We start from the raw sequence: 20296 nt of genomic DNA, 5'->3' as shown, positions 1-20296 counted from the left end.
GTAGGACACAGGGCACCCGGAATGAGTGATATTGCCCTTTAAGTGTACGTACGGGCACGGACCAGTGAAGGTGCAGGCGACTGCCGCGGGACTCGCTACGCGGCGTCCACCACCGCCGTGTAACCGAGCTTGTCGACCGCCTGGTAGTAGGTCCAGGCCGTCGCGTCGCAGGAGGCCTTCTTGACGCCCGAATATGCCGCGCAGACCCGCTTCAGGTCGGCGTAAAAAGCGCTGTCGATACGGGCCTTGTTGGCGCTGAAGGTGCCGGCCGCTTTGTAGTTCCGGTAGCCGAAGTCGTGGCGGACACACGAGTTGGCGAAGGGGAAGCCGAAGGGGTTGTCCGGCGAGCTGGTGCAGTAGTCGGTCGACCAGTCGAACCCGTACGCACTCCATGCGCTCTGGTTGCCTCTGGCCGCGAAGAACGCGTTGTAGCTGCTTGCGCTCGTCTGCGTCCAGCTGCTGAGGACCTGGGGCTTGTCGGCGGGCGCGGCGGCGGCGTCGGCGGCGGGGAGAAGTGCGGCGGACAGGGCGAGGGCCGCGGTGGCCAGAGGGACGGTGATGCGTCGACGCATGGGGGACTTCCTCCGTGAGGGAACGCGACTGTCCCGGCGGACTTCGCTCGGGACGGGCGCAGCATCCGGCAGTGGACTGTCACGGATGTATACGGGAGCTGTACGCCCTGCATCATGGAGACACATCGACTACTGCACAGAAAAGTTGACGCCGCCACACTCACAACGGTGACGCATCAACGGCCACGGGACGGAGAGTTACGCGCGGAGGAACGCCAGCACCGCCAGCACCCTGCGGTGTGTCTCGTCGGCCGGCGGCAGGTCCAGCTTGGCGAGGATGTTGCCGATGTGCTTGCCGACCGCGGCCTCGGAGACCACCAGGTCGCGGGCGATCGCTCCGTTCGACCTGCCCTGGGCGACCAGGGCGAGCACTTCCCGTTCGCGGGCGGTGAGCCGCTCCAGCGGATCGCGGCGGCGGCGCAGGAGTTGGCGTACGACCTCCGGGTCGACGACGGTGCCGCCGTCGGCGACTTCCCGCAGGGCGTCGATGAACTCCTCGACCTGGCCGACCCGGTCCTTGAGCAGGTAACCGACACCGGATCCGTCGCCGGAGTCGAGGAGTTCGGCGGCGTACGTCCGCTGCACGTACTGGCTGAGCACCAGCACCGGCAGAGCGGGCTCCCTCTCGCGGAGTTCCACCGCCGCGCGCAGTCCTTCGTCCTGGAGACCGGGCGGCATCCGGACGTCGGTCACGACGATGTCCGGGGAGTGCGCGGCGACGGCCGCAAGGAGCGCTTCCGCGTCGCCGACGGCGGCGACGACCTCGTGGCCGCAGCGGGTGAGCAGTCCGATGAGACCTTCCCGGAGCAGCACGCTGTCCTCGGCCAGCACTACACGGAGCGATCGGTCCACTCGCAAGGAATCTCCACACGCAACAGGGTCGGGCCGCCGGGCGGGCTGGACAGCGCAAGTCTCCCATCCAGCACGGAGACCCGGTCGACGAGACCGGTCAGCCCGGTCCCTTCGCCACCGGTGCGCGCGCCGCCCCGCCCGTCGTCGCGGATCTCCAGGAAGAGCCGGCCCGCGCTGTGGCCGCCGGTCACCTCGGCGCGGCTCGCACCGCTGTGCTTGCCGACGTTGGCCAACGCCTCGCAGACCACGAAGTACGCGGCCGCCTCGACGGCCTCGGGGAACCGGCCGGGGAGCGCCAGTTCCAGGTCGACGGGGGTCGCGGAACGGTCGGCCGCGTCGGAGACGGCGGCTTCCAGGCCGTAGTCGGCAAGGACCTTGGGATGAATGCCGTGGATCAGTTCGCGCAGTTCGGCCAGTGCCTGACCGGCCTCCTGGTGGGCCTTGGCCAACTGGTCGGCGAGGGTGCCGGGCGGCGCGTCGAGGCGGGCGAGTCCGAGGGTCATGGTGAGCGCGACGATGCGCTGCTGGGCGCCGTCGTGGAGATCGCGTTCGATGCGGCGCCGTTCCGTCTCGAAGGCGTCGACCAACCGGACCCGGGAGCGGGTGAGTTCGGTGACCCTGTCCCCCATGTCGTCGCCCCTGTCGGCGATCAGGAGGCGGGCCAGTCCGGCCCTCGCTCCGGCCAGCAGGCCCAGCGCATAGCAGCCGAGCGCGAGGAGTACAAGGCCGAGCGCAGCGGTGGCGAAGGCTTCGGGCCAGGTGGTGACCGTCCACTGCTTCACCACGCGGGCCTCTTCGCCGTTCCCGTACACCTGCATCACCGCGGGCGTGGACATCAGCGCCAGCGGGACGGCCACGCACGCACCCAGCGCGAGGGCGTCGAGCGGCCACAGGACCACGGCCCAGAGCAGCGCGTACCCGAGTTCCCGCCAGGTCGCCGGCTCCCGGTAACGGAACACGAGCCAGTTCCACAGCCCGGGTTCGGCCGGGCGGCGGTGCGGGCCGGGCGCCGGGGTCCGGTCCATCAGGCGGAGCCGTGCCCGCTCCAGGGCCCCCACCGGGATCCCCGCGAGGGTCATCAGGGCGAGCAGCGGAAGCCCGATCACCACGAGGGTGAGCGCACCGCCGAGCAGCACGCCGAGCGTGATCACGAACAGCACCACGGCGCCTGCCACGGCTCCGCTCAGCAGGTATCCGGCCGACCGCCAGGGCCAGGACGACAGCAGATAGCGGGCTCCCGGCAGAGCCTGCCACACGTTCCGAGGACACATGGCCCCACCGTAGAAGACGCTGCCGCACCGGAACCATCGGTGCTGCCGGAGTCCCGGGGGTAGGGCTGTGCCTACCCCCGGGACTCTTCGCGACCGTGCTCAGCGGGCCACGGCCGAAGTGAACGGTCTCGTGGACGTCGGACCGGAGGTGCGGGCCGGGAAGACCCGGAGCGCACTCGGACCGTCCGCGCGGCTACACCGCGGCAGCGACCAGCAGCGCGAACGCCGCGGCCGAGAACACGGTGCGGATCCGGTGGAGGGCGGTCCAGCGGGACTCGAATGCCTGGCGGGCCGCGCTGTCGTCGCCGCCCTCGGCCGCCGCGAGCGCCGAGTTGAGCGGGATGTTGCCGCTGATGGTGACAAGGTGGCTGAGCGCCGCGCAGACGAGCCCGCCTGCGACGAGTCCCCGCTCGGCGGAGGTCCGGCCGTCGACGGGGACGACGAGCGCGGCGACCGGGAAGGCGATCACCGCGAGGAAGAGGACCAGGAACACCGGCCTCGGCACCGTCTCGTTGAACCGGCGCATCGCGGCGGTGAACTGGTCGTCCGGCAACAGCTTCAGGCCGGGCATGATCCCGGTCGTGAAGGACATCAGGAAGCCGGCGTAGAGACCGGTGGTGACGGCGGCGAGCGCGAGCAGCAGAGAGGCCATGGCGCACATCATGGCGCGACGGGGCGGGCCGCGCGGCACCATTTGACCAAGGCGCCGCTGCCCGGCCCACCCCGCCCCCGTCCGTCCCTGCTCCACTTGACCGAATCCGGTGCCCCTGGCCGGGTCAGCCCATCTCGCCCTCCTGCTCGCCCCCGCCGCCGGGTCCCCTGTCGTCGCCCCGGAGCCGGTCGGCCTGCGCGATCGCCGTCGCCAGCTTCCGTACCGAGCTGTCCTCCGTGCCGGCCGCCAACGCCTCCGCCCGGGTGGAGAGCTCGCCGAGCCCCGGCTGATCCGGCAGTGCGCCGCCGCGCAGGTCCTCCGCGAAGTACGCGGCCACCGCGGCCACCTGGAGCCGCTTGTTGCCGTCGTCGCCCCACAGACTGCCGTCGATCGCGCCGGTCTCGACCGTACCCGACCGCTCGTGCGGCGCCCGTGTCTTCGGGTCCAGCCAGCGCACCGTCGCGGTCGCCACATGTCCGGCTGCGCCGTCCCGGAGCCGTACGGCATAGAGCGCGGTCACCGTGTGCCCGGGGCCGACCTCGCCACCGTCCACGCTGTCGTTGCGGAAGTCGTCGTCGGCGACCTTACGGTTCTCGTACCCGATGAGCTTGAACTGCTTGACGTTCTTCGGGTCGAAGGCGACCTGCGCCTTGGCGTCGCGGGCCCGCAGTTCGATGTGGGCGGGAAGCTGGTCGACGAAGACCTTGCGGGCCTGGGTCTCGTCGCCGATGTAGGTGGTGTGGCCGTCGCCCCTGTCGGTGAGGCGTTCCATCAGCGCGTCCCCGTAGTCGCTGCCGACGCCGACGCCGAAGAGGGTGATGCCGTACTCGCGGCGGGCGTCGTCGATCCGTTCGAGGATGGCGTCGGCATCGGTCTCACCGGTGTTGGCGAGGGCGTCGGAGAGCAGGACGACCCGATTGCTCGCGCCCGCGCGGTGACCGGCGACCGCCTCTTCGTAACCGCGCCGGACACCCGCTTCCACATTGGTGGAGTCGGTGGGTTCCATGGAGTCGACGGCGTCGCGGATCTTTCCGCGGTGGTCCCGCAGCCGGGTCATCGGCACCAGGGTCTTCGCCTTGTCGCTGAAGGTGACCAGGGAGACGGAGTCGTCGTCGCGGAGTTCGTCGGTGAGGATCGAGAGGGACTTCTTCACCAGGTCGAGGCGGCCGGTCCCGGCCATCGAGCCGGAGATGTCGACGACGAAGGTCAGCGCGGCGGGCGGGCGTTCGCCGTCCTCATCCGCGACACGGGTGGCCAGACCGACCCGCACGAGCGACCAGCCACCGGCCCCGGAGCCTTCGCCCGTACGTGCCCCGTCGACCGTCACCGAAAATCCGTTGCCGGCTGGCCGCCGGTAGCCCTGGCGGAAGCTGTTGACGAACTCCTCGGGCCGTACGGTCTGGGCCCCCGGCAGCTCGCCGTCGTCGAGCTTGCGGCGCGCGTACCCGTAACTGGCGGTGTCCACGTCCAGCGCGAACGTGGAGAGATAGTCCGGCGCCACGGGCTTCTCCGGCCTGTCCTCCGCCTTCTGCGAGGCGTCGTCCTCAACGCCGGGCGCGGGCGCGGGGACGACCTGGCCGCCCCCGCTCGTCCCCTGCGGACCGTCGGCGCGTTTTTCGGACGAGTTGTACCCGCTTTCCCCAGCCCCGCAGCCGGTGAGCAGCGCCACGCCCAGCATCCCGCCCGCCAGCGCCACTCCGAGCGTCCTTCGATACGTCCGGTTTTCCATCCCGTTCCCCCAACCATCGCGTCAGCACTTGTGAATGTGACGTTCGGGGCGGCGCAGGGGAGCCGACGAAGACGTTGCGGAACAGTCTCGATGCGGCAACAGCGGGCGGAAACGGCGCGAGACGCCGCGGAACATCAACGTCAGGACACGATGTCCTTACGACTGAACCCACGGAACGCACAAGCGAAAAGGATCAGGGCGTACGTCACCGAGATCGCCGCCCCCTTCGCCATGCCACCCCACTCCAGGTCCGGCTGGAGCGCATCCGCCCAGGCGAACTGCCAGTGCGCGGGCAGGAATTCGCGCCAGGAGCCGAGCGCGGTGACGGCGTCCAGCACGTTGCCGACGATGGTCAGCCCGACCGCGCCGCCGACCGCGCCCAGCGGGGCGTCGGTCTTCGTGGACAGCCAGAACGCCAACCCGGCGGTGACCAGTTGGGAGACGAAGATGAAGGCGACGACGAGGGCGAGCCGCGGCACGGTGTCGCCGGTCGCGAGCGCACCACCGGTGGGGAGTTCGAGCGGCCCCCAGCCGTATGCCGCCGCTCCCGCGGCCAGTGCGACGAGCGGCAGCAGCACCATCGCGGCCAGGCTGAAGCCGAGTGCCACGAGGAGTTTGCTCCACAGCAGCCTGGCCCGGGGCACGGGCGCGGCGAGCAGGTAGCGCAGCGAGGACCAGCCGGCCTCCGAGGCGACGGTGTCCCCGCAGAACAGTGCCACCGGCACCACGAGCAGGAACCCGGCCGAGACGAACAGGCAGGTCGCGGCGAAGTTCGCGGCGGACGCGGTCGCGGTGTCCATCAGGGTGATCCGGTCGCCGCCGCCCCGGGAGCCCGGGGTGCCGCCGATCGCGAAGGCGGTGATCAGGATGAACGGCAGCGCCGCCAGCACCCCGCCCATCAGCAGAGTGCGCCGCCTGCGCAGCTGCCGAACCGCCTCGACACGCAGCGGCAGGGTGCGCCGGGCCAGGTAGCCGGGCGCCTCGGCGGCGTGGGTGACATCGACTGCGGCACTCATGCGGAGCCTCCGGAGATCAGAGTGAGGAACGCGTCCTCCAGGCGACGGTGCGGCCCGACCCCCGTCAACGGCACGTCCAGCCGGACCAGTTCGGCGATCAGCCGGGAGGAGTTCGCGCCGTCGAGTCGGACGAGCAGGCCCAGCCCGTCGTCCGTACGGATGGCCGAGCCGATCCCGGGGAGTGCGGCGATCTTCTCCACCAGCGGTTCGGCGATCTCCTCGGCGGTGGCGACGAGCAGCATGTCGCCCGAGCCGGTGATTTCGGCGACCGGTCCAGCCTGGACGAGCCGGCCCCGGTCCATGACCACCAGGTGGGTGCAGGACTGCTCGACCTCGGAGAGGAGATGGCTGGAGACGATGACGGTCCGGCCCCCGGCCGCGTAACGGATCATCACGTCCCGCATCTCGCGGATCTGGGGCGGGTCGAGCCCGTTGGTCGGCTCGTCGAGGATGAGGAGGTCCGGCATGCCGAGCATGGCCTGGGCGATCGCGAGCCGCTGCCGCATGCCCTGGGAGTACGTACGCACGGCGCGGGCCAGCGCGTCACCGAGCCCGGCGATCTCCAGGGCCTCCTCGATGTGCGAGTCCCCGGCGGGGCGTCCGGTGGCCTGCCAGTACAGCTCCAGGTTGGCGCGCCCGGACAGGTGCGGCAGGAATCCGGCGCCCTCGACGAACGAGCCGACCCGGGACAGTACGGGCGCGCCCGGCCGGATGGCATTCCCGAAGACGCGGATCTCGCCGTCGTCGGGCGTGATGAGCCCCATCAGCATGCGGAGCGTGGTGGTCTTGCCCGCGCCGTTGGGCCCGAGGAGTCCGAGGACCTGGCCCTTCTCCACGCGGAAGGAGAGGTCCTGCACGGCGTACCTGTCGGCGGACTTGGCGTACTTCTTCGACAGTCCGGTGATCTGGAGGGGGACCTCGGCGAGCGCCGGGTCGGGGGTGGGGGTCGCGGTACGCCGCCGTGCAGTGAGCAGCAGTGCGAGAGCGACCGCGGCAGCCGCCGCCGGGAGCCCCCAGGTCCACCACGGCAGGGCGGCCGATGCCGTCTTCACCGCGGGGGCGGTGGGGACGGTCAGCGGGCCGTCGAGGGAGACGCTGTACGTGGTCGGCTCGGCCGGTGAGGCGTAGCCGAGGTCCGTGGCGGAGAGGACGAGCCGGAGCCGGTGTCCGGCGTCGAGTGCGTGGTCGACGGCGGGCAGGGTGAGCTCGACCGTCTTGTTCTGCCGCTCCGGTGTGATCCGGTAGGGGGCGACGAGCTGGGCGGGCAGCACCTGCTGCTTCCCGTCCGGCGAGACGTCGTACACCTTGCCGAACAGGACCGCGTCGCCCCGCCCGGCCGTCACCTTCACGCGGACGGTGGGCGATCCGGTGATGCGCATCGACGTATCGAGCGGTGCGGAGTCGAAGCGGGCGTACTGGCCGGGGAAGTCGATCGACAGACCGACGCCGAGGGACGAGAGCTGGGCGATGCCGCCGCCGACGCCCGGGACGGCGGAGATGGCGGGCGGGTTGGCACCGGCGGGGTTGCGGAAGGTCTGCGTCCGACGGTCCGCGGATCCGCCGCTCCGCCCGCCACTCGCCGGCGTACCTGCGCCTGCGCCTGCGCCTGCGCCCACGATGCCCGGCCCGTAGCTCGTCGCGGTCAGCGCGATCTCCCGGTCGCCGCTGGACAGCCCGGGATACGTGTCGCTGCTCGCCCCGCGCTGGAGCGCCGCCCCATCCGTGGAGTCGATGCCTCCGGTACGGGTGACGCGGAAGGCGGGTCCGGTGTCGGCTCCTTTGTCCTCCTTCAGATAGCGGTCGAACCAGGCCCCGATCCTGTTCTCGACCCGCCCGCTCTCCATGTCTCCGCCGTCGTGACCGCCCGCGATCCAGTCGACGGCGACGGGTGCGCCGTTCCCGCTGATCGTCCGCGCCATGGCATCGGCCTGGCCGAGCGGGAAGAGTGAGTCGGTCTGCCCCTGCACGATGAGCGCGGGCACCTTGATGCGGTCGCCGACGGCGCTCGGCGACCGCTCGCTGAGCAGCGCACGCGCGGCGGCGTCCGGCTTCCCGGAGACGGCGACCCGTTCGTACATGGCACAGAGCTGCTTCTCGAACTTCTCGCAACCGCCGCCCGAGGTGACGAAGATCCCGGCCCAGAGCTTCTTGAAGACCCCGTCTGGGAAGAGTGCGTCGGCGAGGTTCCAGTATGTGATCACCGGCGCGATGGCATCGACGCGCCGGTCGTACCCGGCGGCGAGAAGCGACACCGCGCCACCGTACGAGGCGCCCGTGACGCCGACCCGCGGGTCGCCCTTCGCGTCCAGCTGCACCTCGGGCCGCCGGGCCAGCCAGTCGATCAGCCCGGACACGTCCTTGACCTCGCGGTCGGGCGCGTTGAGCGAGATCTCCCCGCCGGACTTCCCGAATCCGCGGGCCGACCAGGTCAGGACGGCGTACCCGGCACCGGCCAGCTCCTCTGCCTGCGCCCGCACATCGTCCTTGGAACCGCCGAAGCCGTGCCCGATCAGCACGGCGGGCCGTCGCTCCGAACCACCGGACGTGAAGTACGAGGTGTCCAGGGACACCCCGTCGATCCGCATCGTCCGGTCCTCGCGGTGCACGGTGGGCGCACGGTCGTCGGCCACCGCGGTCCAGGTACCGGCACCCGCGAGCACGACGAGCGCGGCCAGGGCTGCCGCCCACCGGCCACGCTCACGGTTCCACCGGCGCCATCGGGAGTCAGGGGTCTGCATGTGTCGACCCTAAGCGCACGGCCCTCGCGCCCGGGCTGCCGCGAAGGGGAAGTGTCCGGCATCCTTCCGGCGTACGGCGCTCCCCGTCGTACTCCGTACGCGGTATGCCCGCCCGACTCGCCCCCGCCCGGCCCCTTCCCCCGACGGGGACTTCGCCATGCTGACGTGGAAGTTCGACGCCACCGCATGGCGGCGGACACTGATGGCCGTCCTCTACCGGCGGCGCGCCCACGAGAAGATCGCATAAAGGGCGGCACCGACCGGAATATGAAACTCCAGCGTTGCCTCCGGGGACAGGACCACTGACAATTCGATCAGTTTGAACATTCCTGGATCACCACCTTTATGGATTTTCCGATGTTCCGCGACTGCGGAATTCCCACTCCCCATGGGAGCCCGATGCGGCGGAACCCAGAAGGGCTCACAGGGGGGCTCACAACTCGCGCACTGGGCCCAACTAGCCCTGATCCTCGGTATGCTGAGGTCCAGGGAGGCGGCATGGCGGAGACCCAGCACGTGACACAGCGCGGAAATCCATGGCTGGAAAAGCTTGTGGCGGAATCAGGAATGAGCCACAAACGCCTCGCTCACCGGGTGAATGAGCTGTGCCTCGCCGACGGGAAGCCCAGCCACTACACGCACACCTCGGTGGCGAACTGGTGCCGGCGCGGAATGGTGCCGAAATGGCCGATACCCCGGCTCATCTGTATGTCGCTCTCCGAGGCGCTGGGCAGGCCGATGACCCTGCAGGACATCGGCATGCAGGGCGCGGAGGGTGACGCCTCTCAGTTGGGCCTGGAGTTCGCCCGTCGCCAGGACGACGCGGTGACCGAAGCAGCATCGTATTGGAGTGCAGTGAACCGCCGTCAGTTTCTCGCGAGCCAGACGTTCGCACTGTCCGCCTTCGCCACCCCGGTCACCCGGTGGCTGATCGACCCGGCGGAGGAGACCCGGTCGCGCAGCCAGGGGCCCGTGGTGGTCGGTGAGCACATCAAGGAACTACGGGAGGCGGCCGATGCCGCCCGGGTGTGGGACTCACGCTTCGGCGGTGCCAACTGGAAGTCCCGCTCACTCACCGAGTATCTGTACGAGCGGGTCGTCCCGCTGCTCAAGGGCAGCTACTCGGAGAAGGTCGGCCAGGACCTCTTCGGGGTGACCGCGGAGATGGCCCGGCTGGCGGGCTGGACCGCGTTCGACGCCGGTCAGCAGCATCTCGCCCAACGCCACTTCATCCAGGCGCTGCGCCTCGCCCGCGCCGGGGGCGACGCCAACCTGGGCTCGTACATCCTCAGCACGATGGCGATGCAGACCCTGATGCGCGGCTTCACCTCCGAGGCGATCGACATGGCCCAGGGCGCGTTTCAGCGCGGCCGCGCGCTGGAGCCACGGGTGGCGGGGTTCGCCAAGCTGATCGAGGCCAGGGCCCATGCCCGCGCGGGCGACGCCCCGGCCGCGAGCGCCTGCCTCGCCCGCGCCCAGAAACTCCAGGAATGCGGCGCCGACGGCGAGGGCCCGGCCTGGATCGGCTTCTTCACCCAGTCCAGGATCATCACCGACGCCACCGAGGTCTTCCGTGACCTCGGCAACCCCCGCGCCACCTTCGCCTGGCACGCCACCGGCGGCATGCCGGGCGACGCCTTCCTCCGCTCCCGCAGCATCCGCCTCTCCGTCCTGGCATCCGCCCATGCCCAGCAGGGCGACCTGGACCAGAGCCTGCACCTGGGCCGTGAATCCCTCTCCCTGTTCACGCGGCTGGGCAGCGTCCGCGGCATGGAGTACCTGCAGGTCTACAGCCGGTCCTTGGCCCCCTGGCGCAGGGACCCGCAGGTGGTGGACTTCATGGCGGAGATCCGCAGATCGACCCGGTCACTGACGGTGACCTGAGCACGTCACGGCCGGCCCTCCGGCCCGACCCGCATCGGCACGGGCACAGTTCCCGTCGGATACGGCGACTCGCACGGCAGAAGCGCCGTTGCCGCGTCGGTCCTCCCGGCGCGGACCAGTTCGTGGACCTGCCGGGCCAGCGGTGTGACGTCACGGATCGAAACCGTCCACTCATCGGCGTACCGCCGCGCCGCCTCGCCCGTGAGACCGAGTTGCAGGGAGCGGTGCGGGAGCGAATTGAGGTGGAGGTCGCGTTCGGGGTCCCACTGGACGCGGGCCGGGGACCGGCGCAGACTGCGCTGCCAGCTCGCACGGTCCGGGTGGACTCCCCTGACGTAGTGGGAGAGTTCGGCGTTGTCCAGCGCCCAGTCGAAGCCTTCGCGGCTGATCTCGACGGCCAGGACGGTCTCCTGGCCCTCCTTCATGGCCCAGCCGCAGCGGTACATCATCCACAGGAAGCTCGGCTTGATCCATGTCATGCGGTCGCGCTTCCAGGCGGTGGGGAAGCGTCCGTCACGGGCGGCGGGTAGGCCGATGAAGCGTGAGTAGGCCTGGTAGACGGTGATGGTGGTGTCCGTGTGCTGGGCGCGGATCTGGTGCTGCGGGGCGGCCGATGCTGTCATGTCGTCATCACAGCACCGGCCGGTCCGGTTCGGCGAGCGGGTTTCCGTGGCTCAGGGCGCCGTGAACAGGGACGGGAAGCGGGGTGCGAGCCAGGGCTTGCGGCCCCATGTCAGCACCCGGCCGCGGGCCATCGCCCCCCATGGATCGCACCGGCCGAGGGCGATCAGCAGGAAGGTGACCGGCTCGATGGAAATGGTGCAGTCGGGGCGGCGGAGCGGCTCGCGGCTGACGGCCACCACACCGTCGGTGACGGCCACCCCGAAGCTGGAGCCGCCACGCAGCCGGATCGTGTAGCGGGCGGTCAGGCCGGCGGATGCGGCGGAGACGACCCGCGGCATGACCGTGAGCATGAAGGGCATCGACAGCTCGACCCGGGTGCGGTCGAGCATGTGCGGACGGCCGAGCGCGCGGGCGAGGTCGTAGCCGTGGCCGAGCATGTGGGTGAGCAGGTACGAGCCGAGCTCTGCGAGATCCATCGAGCCCAGCGGCGTCTCCACCGGCTCGTCCGGTGCTCGACGTTCCGCGGCCCGGAGAAATGCGGCCGCCTGCGCCACGATCATGGCCGCCAGCGGATCCGCCCCACGTTCCTCGAACCCGGCGAGGGCGCGCTCGTTGGCCGCCGCCAAGCTCTGCGGCGTGCCGTCCCCGTAGCTGCGCTCGTGGCCCGCGGCGACCTCCGCCATCAGCTCGTTGGCCTGCGCCAGATGGGCGGCCGCCTCACCGAGCGTCCACTCGGATCCGGGGACGGGCACGCTCGTGTCCGTGCGGCCGCGCAGCAGCGCCGCTATCTCCTCGGCGGTGTCGCGTATCGCCTCGGCGAGCCCTTCGGGAAGCGTGTCGTGCCGCTCCCGGGCAGGCGTGGGTTCCACGGCTGTCTCCCCTCGTCCCTCTCCCCTGACCGGTCTCCGCGTTCGGGGCCCGGTGGACACGTGCAGAATGCCAGGCCGCGCGGGTCGGGTCAGCCCCTGGGCGGCATCGCGTCCGGCCCGCCGAGGCTCCTGCCCGGTCCGAGGCAGTCAGTCGGCCAGAGGCAAGGCGGCCGATATCTCGTTCCGCTCCTTGCGGCTGATCAGCGGGAAGATGATCTTCAGGCCTTGCTCCCTGTCCATCGAGGAGATGACGAAGGATGAGTTGAGCACCCGCTCCTTGATCTTCGAGCGGACGAGACCGGTGCGCGGGATCGTCATCAGGTGTTCTTCCGGCCGGGCGAACGTCGGGTTCGCGCGGAAGATGAAGATGCGGCGGTCGGTCATCGCCAAGTACATGGGGGTCGGCGTCGGGATCACGGCCATTGCGCCGCCGCTCAGGATCGCGGAAGCTGCCGCCATTGCCGCCGTCCGGCGCACGGTGACGGAACTCAGGCCCACGATGGCCGTCACCTCAACCTGCTCCCCGGGCTCGAGCATGGGGTCGACGGCGGCCAAGAGGAGCCGACGGCGCTTTCTGTTCACGGGAGTACTCCTGAAAAGTCGGGCGTGAGCCGTACGGGACTGTCCCGTGCGGCTTGCGGCTGTCCGGCACCGCAGGGGTCCCCGTGCCCGAAAAACGGCCGGGTCTCGGTCCCGCACAGTGCCCGGCCGGCGTGAGTCGTCGGCATACCTTGCCATACATGGTCAGGGGGCGGGCCGGACCCGGCCCGCCCCCTGAGCGCGCACCGGCAACCGCCGGTCCCTGAACCGGTGGTCAGCCCAGGATTCCGCCGGGCGACGATTACCTGCGAGGTAATTGAGGCGGCCGTGTGCCGGTCATTACCGTCCCCGTATGGGCCTTCGCGCCGCGGCCGCGCGGGTGAACGCCCCGGCACCCTCTTCTCCGATCTCCCCTCCGGTCCGCCGAGCGGCATCACGCTCGAGTCGTTCCTGCCGGCGAACACCAGGACCCGGGTCCTGCCCGGTCCGCCCACCCCGGTGTTCTCCGATGCCGGGACACCTCCGGCCCCACCCGGCACACAGCTGCGGATCAGCAACACGTTAAGGAAAGGAAGACCTCATGATGTCGTCCCAGAACGCGGGTACGGTCACGGCGGCAGGCGCCACCCGCTCCGACAGCCTGCTCCGGTTCGCCCTCCTGGCGGACGTCGTCCTCACCGGTGCGAACGGCATCGGATACCTCGTACTCGCCACGGTCCTGGACTCGTTCCTCGGCGTACGTCTCTCGGTGCAGTACCCGGTGGGCGTGTTCCTCACCCTGTACGCCCTGTGGGTGCTGGTCGTCTCCCGCCAGCAGAACATCAGCCGCGGCTCGGTCGCCGTCATCATCACCCTGAACGTGGCCTGGGCCGTGGCGAGCATCGCGGCGGTCGCCGTGGACGCGCTGAGCGCGACGGGGATCGGCAACGGGTGGATCGTGTTCCAGGGCCTGGTGGTGGCGGCCATGGGTGCGCTCCAGTACGTGGGCCTGCGGCGCATGTGAGAGCACGCCGGACGACCGTGGCCGCCGGACACCGCCCGTCCGCGCATGCCGACGGCCCGTACGGAAGCAGTCCGTACGGGCCGTCGGCGGGGAAGAGCAGCGGAACCAGTGGCGATCAGTGGTTACGCGGGAAGCCCAGGTCCACGCCCGCCGGGGCGTCCGCCGGGTCCGGCCAGCGGGTGGTGACGACCTTGCCACGGGTGTAGAAGTGCACGCCGTCGTTGCCGTAGATGTGGTGGTCGCCGAAGAGGGAGTCCTTCCAGCCACCGAAGGAGTGGTAGCCCACCGGCACCGGGATCGGCACGTTGACGCCGACCATGCCGGCCTCGATCTCCAGCTGGAAGCGGCGGGCGGCGCCGCCGTCGCGGGTGAAGATCGCGGTGCCGTTACCGAACGGCGAGGCGTTCATGAGGGCGACGCCCTCCTCGTACGTCTCGGTGCGCAGGACACAGAGCACCGGGCCGAAGATCTCGTCCTTGTACGCGTCCGAGTCGGTGGACACGTGGTCGAGGAGGGAGAGGCCGATCCAGTGGCCGCCCTCGAAGCCGTCGACGGTGTGGCCGGTGCCGTCGAGGACGACCTCGGCGCCCTGGGCCGCCGCGCCGGTGACGTAGGAGGCGACCTTGTCGCGGTGGGCCGCGGTGATCAGCGGACCCATCTCGGACGTCGGGTCGTTGCCGGGGCCGATCTTGATCTTCTCGGCCCGCTCCTTGATCTTGGCGACGAGCTCGTCACCGATGGCACCCACCGCGACGACCGCGGAGATCGCCATGCAGCGCTCACCGGCGGAGCCGTACGCGGCCGAGACCGCGGCGTCGGCGGCGGCGTCGAGGTCCGCGTCCGGCAGGACCAGCATGTGGTTCTTCGCACCGCCGAGCGCCTGGACGCGCTTGCCGTTGGCGGAGGCGGTGGTGTGGATGTAGCGGGCGATCGGGGTCGAGCCGACGAAGGAGACCGCGGCGACGTCCGGGTGGTTCAGCAGCCCGTCGACCGCGACCTTGTCACCGTGCAGGACGTTCAGCACACCATCCGGCAGACCGGCCTCGGCGGCCAGCTCGGCCAGCAGCATGGCGGCCGACGGGTCCTTCTCGCTGGGCTTGAGGACGAACGTGTTGCCGCACGCGATGGCCAGCGGGAACATCCACATCGGCACCATGGCCGGGAAGTTGAACGGCGTGATGCCCGCGACGACACCGAGCGACTGACGGATCGAGGAGACGTCGACCCGGCTGGAGACCTGGGTGGACAGCTCGCCCTTGAGCTGGGTCGTGATGCCACAGGCCAGCTCGACGATCTCCAGACCGCGGGCGACCTCGCCGAGCGCGTCGGAGTGCACCTTGCCGTGCTCGGCGGTGATCAGCTTGGCGATGTCGTCGCGGTGGGCGTCGAGCAGCGCGCGGTAGCGGAAGAGGACGGCGGTGCGGGCGGCCAGTGAGGACGTGCCCCACGTGGCGTACGCGTCCTTCGCTGCGGCGACCGCGGCGTCGACCTCTTCGAGGGAGGCGAGCGCGACCTGGGTGGTGACGGCGCCGGTGGCCGGGTCGGTGACCGGGCCGTAGTTGCCCGACGTGCCCTCGACGGTCTTGCCACCGATCCAGTGGTTGACGGTCTTCATTACGAAACTCCTTCAGGCCTTCAGAGGTGGCGGCGTCGGGCTGCGACTTGCCGGTCGTAGTCTTCCCGGGCTTTTACCGCCGACGGGCGGGTGGCCGTTTCGGCTACAGGAACATCCCACCACGCCTGCGCCGGAGGGGGGCCCGACACTGTGTCTGCCGTTTCGGTCTCGACGTAGACACAAGTGGGGCGGTCCGCACTCCGTGCCTCGGTGAGGGCTTCGCGCAGGTCATGGACGGTCTTCGCGCGCAGCACTCGCATTCCGAGGGAGGCCGCGTTGGCGGCGAGATCGACGGGCAGCGGGGGGCCGGTGAAACTCCCGTCGGCGCTTCGGTGCCGGTAGGCCGTGCCGAAGCGTTCGCCGCCGACCGTCTCGGAGAGCCCGCCGATGGAGGCGTAGCCGTGGTTCTGCAGGACGACGACCTTGATCGGGAGGTTCTCCTGCACGGCGGTGACGATCTCGGTGGGGTTCATCAAGTAGGTGCCGTCGCCGACGAGCGCCCAGACGGGACGGCCGGGGGCGGCCAGCTGTACGCCGATCGCGGCCGGGATCTCGTATCCCATGCAGGAGTAGCCGTACTCCACGTGGTACTGGCGCCGGGAGCGGGTCCGCCACAGCTTGTGCAGGTCGCCGGGGAGCGAACCCGCGGCGTTGATCAGGATGTCGTCGTCGGTGACCAGGGTGTCGAGGACGCCGAGGACCTGGGCCTGGGTGGGCCGGGCGTGGGGGTCGTCTGCGGCGAACGCGGCGTCGACGCGCTGCTCCCAGCGCTCCTTCGCCTCGGTGTACTCGGTCTCGTACGCCGGGTCGACGCGGTAGTTCCGCCCGTTCAGTGCCCCGGTCAGTGCTTCGAGGGCGGTGCGGGCGTCTGCGACGAGCGGGAGCGCGGCGAGCTTGTGGGCGTCGAAGCCGGTGATGTTGAGGTTCAGGAAGCGGACCGCCGGGTTGGAGAAGAGCGTGGCGGAGGCGGTGGTGAAGTCGGAGTAGCGGGTGCCGATGCCGATGACCAGGTCGGCGCTGCGGGCCAGGTCGTCGGCGGCCGCGGTGCCGGTCGAGCCGACGCCGCCGACATCGGCGGGATGGTCGTGGCGCAGCGAGCCCTTGCCCGCCTGGGTGGAGGCGACCGGGATCCGGGTGGCGGCGGCGAACGCGGCGAGGGTCTCCTCGGCGCCGCTGTGGTGGACGCCTCCGCCTGCGACGATCAGCGGTCGGCGGGCAGTGCGCACGGCCCGTACCGCCTGGTCCAGCTCATGGGCGTCGGGCGCGGGCCGGCGTACGTACCAGATGCGCTCGGTGAAGAACTCCTCCGGCCAGTCGTACGCCTCCGCCTGGACGTCCTGCGGCAGCGCGAGCGTGACCGCGCCGGTTTCCGCCGGGTCGGCGAGGATCCGCATCGCCTGGAGGGCGGCCGGGACGAGCGCCTCGGGGCGGGTGATCCGGTCGAAGTAGCGGGACACGGGGCGCAGACAGTCGTTGACGGAGACATCGCCGGCGGACGGGATTTCGAGCTGTTGCAGGACGGGGTCGGCGGGGCGGGTCGCGAAGGTGTCGCCGGGCAGGAGCAGGACGGGGAGGTGATTGATCGTGGCGAGGGCGGCACCGGTGACGAGGTTGGTGGCGCCGGGGCCGATGGACGTGGTGACGGCGTGTGCGGAGAGCCGGCCGGACTGGCGGGCGTACCCGACGGCGGCGTGCACCATGGACTGCTCGTTGCGGCCCTGGAGGTAGGGCATGGAGGGCCCGGTCTCCAGCAGTGCCTGGCCGACTCCGGCGACGTTGCCGTGGCCGAAGATGCCCCAGGTGGCGCTGATCAGACGGTGCCGCCGGCCGTCGCGCTCGGTGTACTGGCGGGCGAGGAAGGAGACCAGGGCCTGGGCGGTGGTGAGCCTGCGGGTGCTCATCGGGATGCCTCCTGACCGGAGATACCGGAGGGGCCGGGGAGTCCGTGGAGCGGGAGCCGGGGGTCGACCGGCTGCGCCGGCCAGGTGTCGCGGATCCAGCCGTGATCGGGGTGGTCGCTGATCAGCCACTCCCGCTGCTCCCCCGGGCCGGCCATCACATTGAGGTAGTACATGGTGTGGCCGGGGGCGGCGATGGACGGGCCGTGCCAGCCGTCGGGGATCAGGACCGCGTCGCCGCTGCGGACCTCGGCGAGGACATCCGTGCCGCCGTGCCGGGACGGGGAGACACGGTGATAGCCGAACCCGGCCGTGCCGCCCCGCTCCTGGATCTCGAAGTAGTAGATCTCTTCGAGGACCGACTCGGCTCCGGGGCGGTGCTCGTCATGTTTGTGCGGCGGATAGGAGGACCAGTTGCCGCCCGGGGTGAGGACCTCGACGGCGATCAGCCGGTCGCACTCGAATGTGTCGGCGGCGGCGAAGTTGTTGACCTGGCGCGAGCAGGTCCCGGCGCCGCGCAGCTCCACGGGTACCTCCGGCGCGGGGCCGTAGCGAGCGGGGAGTCGTCGCTCGCACTTCGCTCCTGCCAGGGCGAAGCGGCCTCCTGCGCCGGAGGCGATCTGCGCATGGGCGTCGCGTGGTACGTAGGCGAAGTCGGATACCCCGCTGAACACGCTTTCCCGGCCCAGCAGTTCAAAGATCTCACCTGAGGTGTGCACCGTACAGCCACCGGTCAATGGAAGGACGATCCACTCACTCTCCCCGGTGACAAGTGTGTGAACACCGCCGGGCCGCAGCTCCACCACACGCAGGCTCGACCGGTCCCAGCCGGCCCGCTTCGGATCGATGTCCAGGGCGTACGGTGCCTCCGCCGCGCTGCCCGCGGGCAGATGCCACCGGTGCCCAGGCCGTTCCCGTACGCGTTCCTCATGGTCCGTCGTCATGCCTTCTCCCTACCCGTCCCTGTCCACTCGCTACAGCAGTGCCACGGCCGTGTCGACGGCACCGGCCACATCCCCGTCGACCGGATAGAGCAGCGACCTCCCCACCACCAGCCCCTGAACGGTGGGAAGTCGCAGCGCGCCACGCCATTTCTCGTACGCGCCCTCCTGGTCGCCGCCCACCTCGCCGCCCAGCAGCACGGCAGGCAGCGTCGATGTCTCCATCACGCGCGCCATGTGGTCGGGGTTCTCGGTGACGGGGACCTTGAGCCAGGTGTACGCGGAGGTGCCCGCGAGCCCCGAGGCGATGGCGATCGACGTGGTCACCGCGGCCGCGCCGAGGTCGTTGCGGACCTTGCCGTCGACCCGGCGGCAGAGGAACGGCTCGACGAAGACCGGCAGCCGGTGCGCGGCCATGGCGTCGACGGCGCGGGCGGTGGCGTGCATGGTGTCGAGGGAGCCGGGGTCGTCGTAGTCGATGCGGAGCAGCAGCTTGCCCGCGTCGAAGCGGAGCCGGGCGAGGTCGTCGGGGCGGTGGCCGGTGAAGCGGTCGTCGAGTTCGAAGGAGGCGCCCGCGAGTCCGCCGCGGTTCATCGAGCCGATGACGACCTTGTCCTCCAACGCGCCGAGGAGCAGCAGGTCGTCGAGGATGTCGGCGGTACCGAGGACACCGTCGACGCCGGGGCGGGAGAGGGCGAGGCAGAGCCGCTCCAGGAGCTCGAACCGGTTGGCCATGGCCAGTTCGTGCCCGCCGGCGGCGAAGGAGCCGCGGGCCGGATGGTCCGCCGCGATGATCATCAGGCGCCCGCTGTCACCGACGAGGGGTCGTCTGCGGCGGCGGGCGGCGGCCTCGGCGACGGCTTCGGGGTGGCGCACGCGCAGCCGTACGAGGTCGGCCACGGAGGAGGCCGCGGGTGTCATGAGACCACCCCGGGCCCGGTTCCGGGTTCGCGTTCGCCGGCGGTGACGGCGCCGCGGACGAGTGCCTCTTCCACCTCGTGGGGGAAGGGCATGGCGGGCGAACAGGCGAGCCGGGAGGCGACGATGGCGCCGGCCGCGTTGGCGTACCGCATGATGCGCTCGGTCTCCCAGCCGGCGAGCAGCCCGTGGCAGAGCGCCCCGCCGAAGGCGTCTCCGGCGCCGAGGCCGTTGACGACGTCCACGGGCAGGGGCGGGACGTCGGCGACGGTGCCGTCCCGGTGGACGGCGAGGACACCCTTGGGGCCCTGCTTGACGACGGCGAGCTCGACCCCGGCGGCAAGCAGGGCGCGGGCGGCCGCATACGGCTCGCGTTCCCCGGTGGCGATCCGGCACTCGTCGAGATTGCCGACGGCGACGGTGGCGTGGGCGAGGGCCTCGCGGTAGCGCGCGGTGGCCGTGGGGGCCACGAGGTGGTCCGCGCCGGGGTGATCGGGCTCGTGGGTCCAGAACATCGGGCGCCAGTCCAGGTCGAAGACCGTGCAGCAACCCGGCGCAAGGCCTCGCTCGTTGCCGGACTCCGACCGCGCCTCGCTCCTGGCGCGCAACGCCGCCAGCGTCGCCGTGCGGCTGGGTTCCGCGCACAGTCCGGTGCCGGTCATCCAGAAGACCCGGGCCGCCCGGATCGCGTCCAGGTCGAGTTCCGCTTCGTGGATCTCCAGGTCGGGCGCCTTGGGCAGGCGGTAGAAGTAGAGGGGGAAGTCGTCCGGCGGAAAGATCTCGCAGAAGGTCACCGGCGTCGGATACGCGTCGACAGACGTCACCCATCGGTCGTCCACCCCGAACTCGAGCAACTGCTGGTGGAGATAGTCCCCGAACGCGTCCCGGCCGGTGCGTGTCACCACCGCCGTCCGCCGGCCGAGCCGGGCGGCCGCAACAGCCACATTGGCCGGTGAGCCGCCGAGGAACTTCCCGAACGTGTCGACCTGAGCCAGCGGCCGTCCGGTCTGCAGGGGGTAGAGGTCCACCCCGATCCGCCCCATGGTGATCACGTCGTACATCTCGGGCATACACGTCCCTTCGACCGGCGACCGGAGCGGCTGCCCCCAGGTCTAGCCCTCTCTTCGGAACCCTGTCAACATTTTGTCCGGACATAAGGACGTTCTCTTGACAC

Annotated in this window: 17 protein-coding genes; 2 read left to right on the top strand and 15 right to left on the bottom strand. The window is 70.8% G+C overall.

Annotated elements, in window-relative coordinates; translation table 11 throughout:
- Nucleotides 1-95 precede the first annotated feature (95 nt).
- From AB0915_RS02225 to AB0915_RS02195, 7 genes are all read right to left on the bottom strand, one after another.
- Nucleotides 96-572: a phospholipase gene (locus tag AB0915_RS02225; RefSeq protein WP_366689267.1), complete on the bottom strand. Its 477-nt coding sequence runs from the start codon at nucleotides 570-572 to the stop codon at nucleotides 96-98.
- A 198-nt stretch (nucleotides 573-770) separates the two neighbouring features.
- Nucleotides 771-1403, bottom strand: a complete 633-nt coding sequence (locus AB0915_RS02220; RefSeq protein WP_366689306.1) for a response regulator transcription factor — start codon at nucleotides 1401-1403, stop codon at nucleotides 771-773.
- The gene (locus AB0915_RS02215) at nucleotides 1403-2695 is read right to left on the bottom strand and encodes a sensor domain-containing protein (RefSeq protein ID WP_366689266.1); all 1293 of its coding nucleotides are present in this window, start codon (nucleotides 2693-2695) and stop codon (nucleotides 1403-1405) included. Before AB0915_RS02215 ends, AB0915_RS02220 begins: the two co-directional genes overlap by 1 nt.
- Nucleotides 2696-2888: 193 nt before the next feature.
- Nucleotides 2889-3347, bottom strand: coding sequence for an anthrone oxygenase family protein (locus AB0915_RS02210; protein ID WP_366689265.1), 459 nt, complete (start codon nucleotides 3345-3347; stop codon nucleotides 2889-2891).
- A gap of 124 nt (nucleotides 3348-3471) precedes the next feature.
- Complete coding sequence (locus AB0915_RS02205; protein WP_366689264.1) at nucleotides 3472-5076, bottom strand: von Willebrand factor type A domain-containing protein; 1605 nt, start codon at nucleotides 5074-5076, stop codon at nucleotides 3472-3474.
- Between the two features lie 140 nt (nucleotides 5077-5216).
- Nucleotides 5217-6092 (bottom strand): ABC transporter permease, encoded by an 876-nt coding sequence (locus tag AB0915_RS02200; RefSeq protein WP_366689263.1) that lies wholly within the window; start codon nucleotides 6090-6092, stop codon nucleotides 5217-5219.
- Nucleotides 6089-8830, bottom strand: coding sequence for an alpha/beta fold hydrolase (locus tag AB0915_RS02195; protein WP_366689262.1), 2742 nt, complete (start codon nucleotides 8828-8830; stop codon nucleotides 6089-6091). Before AB0915_RS02195 ends, AB0915_RS02200 begins: the two co-directional genes overlap by 4 nt.
- Before the next feature lie 567 nt (nucleotides 8831-9397).
- On the opposite strand from AB0915_RS02195, the gene AB0915_RS02190 reads away from it, so the two are divergent.
- A complete protein-coding gene (locus AB0915_RS02190) occupies nucleotides 9398-10714 on the top strand; it encodes a sporulation protein (RefSeq protein WP_366689261.1) in 1317 nt (438 codons plus the stop codon).
- Nucleotides 10715-10719: 5 nt separating this feature from the next.
- Here the strand turns inward: AB0915_RS02190 and AB0915_RS02185 are convergent, their stop codons facing one another.
- The 3 genes from AB0915_RS02185 to AB0915_RS02175 form a co-directional block, all read right to left on the bottom strand.
- Complete coding sequence (locus AB0915_RS02185) at nucleotides 10720-11337, bottom strand: DUF4291 domain-containing protein (protein WP_366689260.1); 618 nt, start codon at nucleotides 11335-11337, stop codon at nucleotides 10720-10722.
- Nucleotides 11338-11388: 51 nt separating this feature from the next.
- Entirely contained in the window at nucleotides 11389-12207 is an 819-nt protein-coding gene (locus tag AB0915_RS02180; protein WP_366689259.1) for a maleylpyruvate isomerase family mycothiol-dependent enzyme, read from the bottom strand.
- 147 nt (nucleotides 12208-12354) lie between these two features.
- Nucleotides 12355-12789 (bottom strand): hypothetical protein, encoded by a 435-nt coding sequence (locus tag AB0915_RS02175; RefSeq protein WP_366689258.1) that lies wholly within the window; start codon nucleotides 12787-12789, stop codon nucleotides 12355-12357.
- Between the two features lie 538 nt (nucleotides 12790-13327).
- Between AB0915_RS02175 and AB0915_RS02170 the strand changes: the two genes are divergently transcribed.
- Entirely contained in the window at nucleotides 13328-13750 is a 423-nt protein-coding gene (locus AB0915_RS02170; protein WP_366689257.1) for a hypothetical protein, read from the top strand.
- A 115-nt stretch (nucleotides 13751-13865) separates the two neighbouring features.
- Here AB0915_RS02170 and mmsA read toward each other — a convergent pair whose 3' ends face one another.
- The 5 genes from mmsA to iolC are packed head-to-tail and all read right to left on the bottom strand — an operon-like array spanning nucleotide 13866 to nucleotide 20192.
- Nucleotides 13866-15365, bottom strand: a complete 1500-nt coding sequence (gene mmsA / locus AB0915_RS02165) for a CoA-acylating methylmalonate-semialdehyde dehydrogenase (protein ID WP_366689256.1) — start codon at nucleotides 15363-15365, stop codon at nucleotides 13866-13868.
- Nucleotides 15366-15385: 20 nt separating this feature from the next.
- Complete coding sequence (gene iolD / locus AB0915_RS02160) at nucleotides 15386-17266, bottom strand: 3D-(3,5/4)-trihydroxycyclohexane-1,2-dione acylhydrolase (decyclizing) (protein ID WP_366689255.1); 1881 nt, start codon at nucleotides 17264-17266, stop codon at nucleotides 15386-15388.
- Nucleotides 17263-18207, bottom strand: coding sequence for a 5-deoxy-glucuronate isomerase (gene iolB, locus AB0915_RS02155; RefSeq protein WP_366689254.1), 945 nt, complete (start codon nucleotides 18205-18207; stop codon nucleotides 17263-17265). Before iolB ends, iolD begins: the two co-directional genes overlap by 4 nt.
- A 30-nt stretch (nucleotides 18208-18237) precedes the next feature.
- The gene (locus AB0915_RS02150; RefSeq protein WP_366689253.1) at nucleotides 18238-19125 is read right to left on the bottom strand and encodes a deoxyribose-phosphate aldolase; all 888 of its coding nucleotides are present in this window, start codon (nucleotides 19123-19125) and stop codon (nucleotides 18238-18240) included.
- On the bottom strand, nucleotides 19122-20192 hold the full coding sequence (iolC, locus tag AB0915_RS02145; RefSeq protein ID WP_366689252.1) for a 5-dehydro-2-deoxygluconokinase: 1071 nt from the start codon (nucleotides 20190-20192) through the stop codon (nucleotides 19122-19124). Before iolC ends, AB0915_RS02150 begins: the two co-directional genes overlap by 4 nt.
- Between the last annotated feature and the right edge of the window lie 104 nt (nucleotides 20193-20296).

Origin of the sequence: Streptomyces sp. NPDC048411 (assembly GCF_040704695.1) — a bacterium.
Lineage (GTDB): Bacteria > Actinomycetota > Actinomycetes > Streptomycetales > Streptomycetaceae > Streptomyces.
This window is presented reverse-complemented; position numbering and strand designations above follow the sequence as displayed.

Coding starts and splice junctions, on each gene's coding strand:
- AB0915_RS02225 (WP_366689267.1), bottom strand. CDS start 572: ATGCGTCGACGCATCACCGTCCCTCTGGCCACCGCGGCCCTCGCCCTG.
- AB0915_RS02215 (WP_366689266.1), bottom strand. CDS start 2,695: ATGTGTCCTCGGAACGTGTGGCAGGCTCTGCCGGGAGCCCGCTATCTG.
- AB0915_RS02210 (WP_366689265.1), bottom strand. CDS start 3,347: ATGGCCTCTCTGCTGCTCGCGCTCGCCGCCGTCACCACCGGTCTCTAC.
- AB0915_RS02205 (WP_366689264.1), bottom strand. CDS start 5,076: ATGGAAAACCGGACGTATCGAAGGACGCTCGGAGTGGCGCTGGCGGGC.
- AB0915_RS02200 (WP_366689263.1), bottom strand. CDS start 6,092: ATGAGTGCCGCAGTCGATGTCACCCACGCCGCCGAGGCGCCCGGCTAC.
- AB0915_RS02195 (WP_366689262.1), bottom strand. CDS start 8,830: ATGCAGACCCCTGACTCCCGATGGCGCCGGTGGAACCGTGAGCGTGGC.
- AB0915_RS02190 (WP_366689261.1), top strand. CDS start 9,398: ATGAGCCACAAACGCCTCGCTCACCGGGTGAATGAGCTGTGCCTCGCC.
- AB0915_RS02185 (WP_366689260.1), bottom strand. CDS start 11,337: ATGACAGCATCGGCCGCCCCGCAGCACCAGATCCGCGCCCAGCACACG.
- AB0915_RS02170 (WP_366689257.1), top strand. CDS start 13,328: ATGATGTCGTCCCAGAACGCGGGTACGGTCACGGCGGCAGGCGCCACC.
- mmsA (WP_366689256.1), bottom strand. CDS start 15,365: ATGAAGACCGTCAACCACTGGATCGGTGGCAAGACCGTCGAGGGCACG.
- iolD (WP_366689255.1), bottom strand. CDS start 17,266: ATGAGCACCCGCAGGCTCACCACCGCCCAGGCCCTGGTCTCCTTCCTC.
- iolB (WP_366689254.1), bottom strand. CDS start 18,207: ATGACGACGGACCATGAGGAACGCGTACGGGAACGGCCTGGGCACCGG.
- AB0915_RS02150 (WP_366689253.1), bottom strand. CDS start 19,125: ATGACACCCGCGGCCTCCTCCGTGGCCGACCTCGTACGGCTGCGCGTG.
- iolC (WP_366689252.1), bottom strand. CDS start 20,192: ATGCCCGAGATGTACGACGTGATCACCATGGGGCGGATCGGGGTGGAC.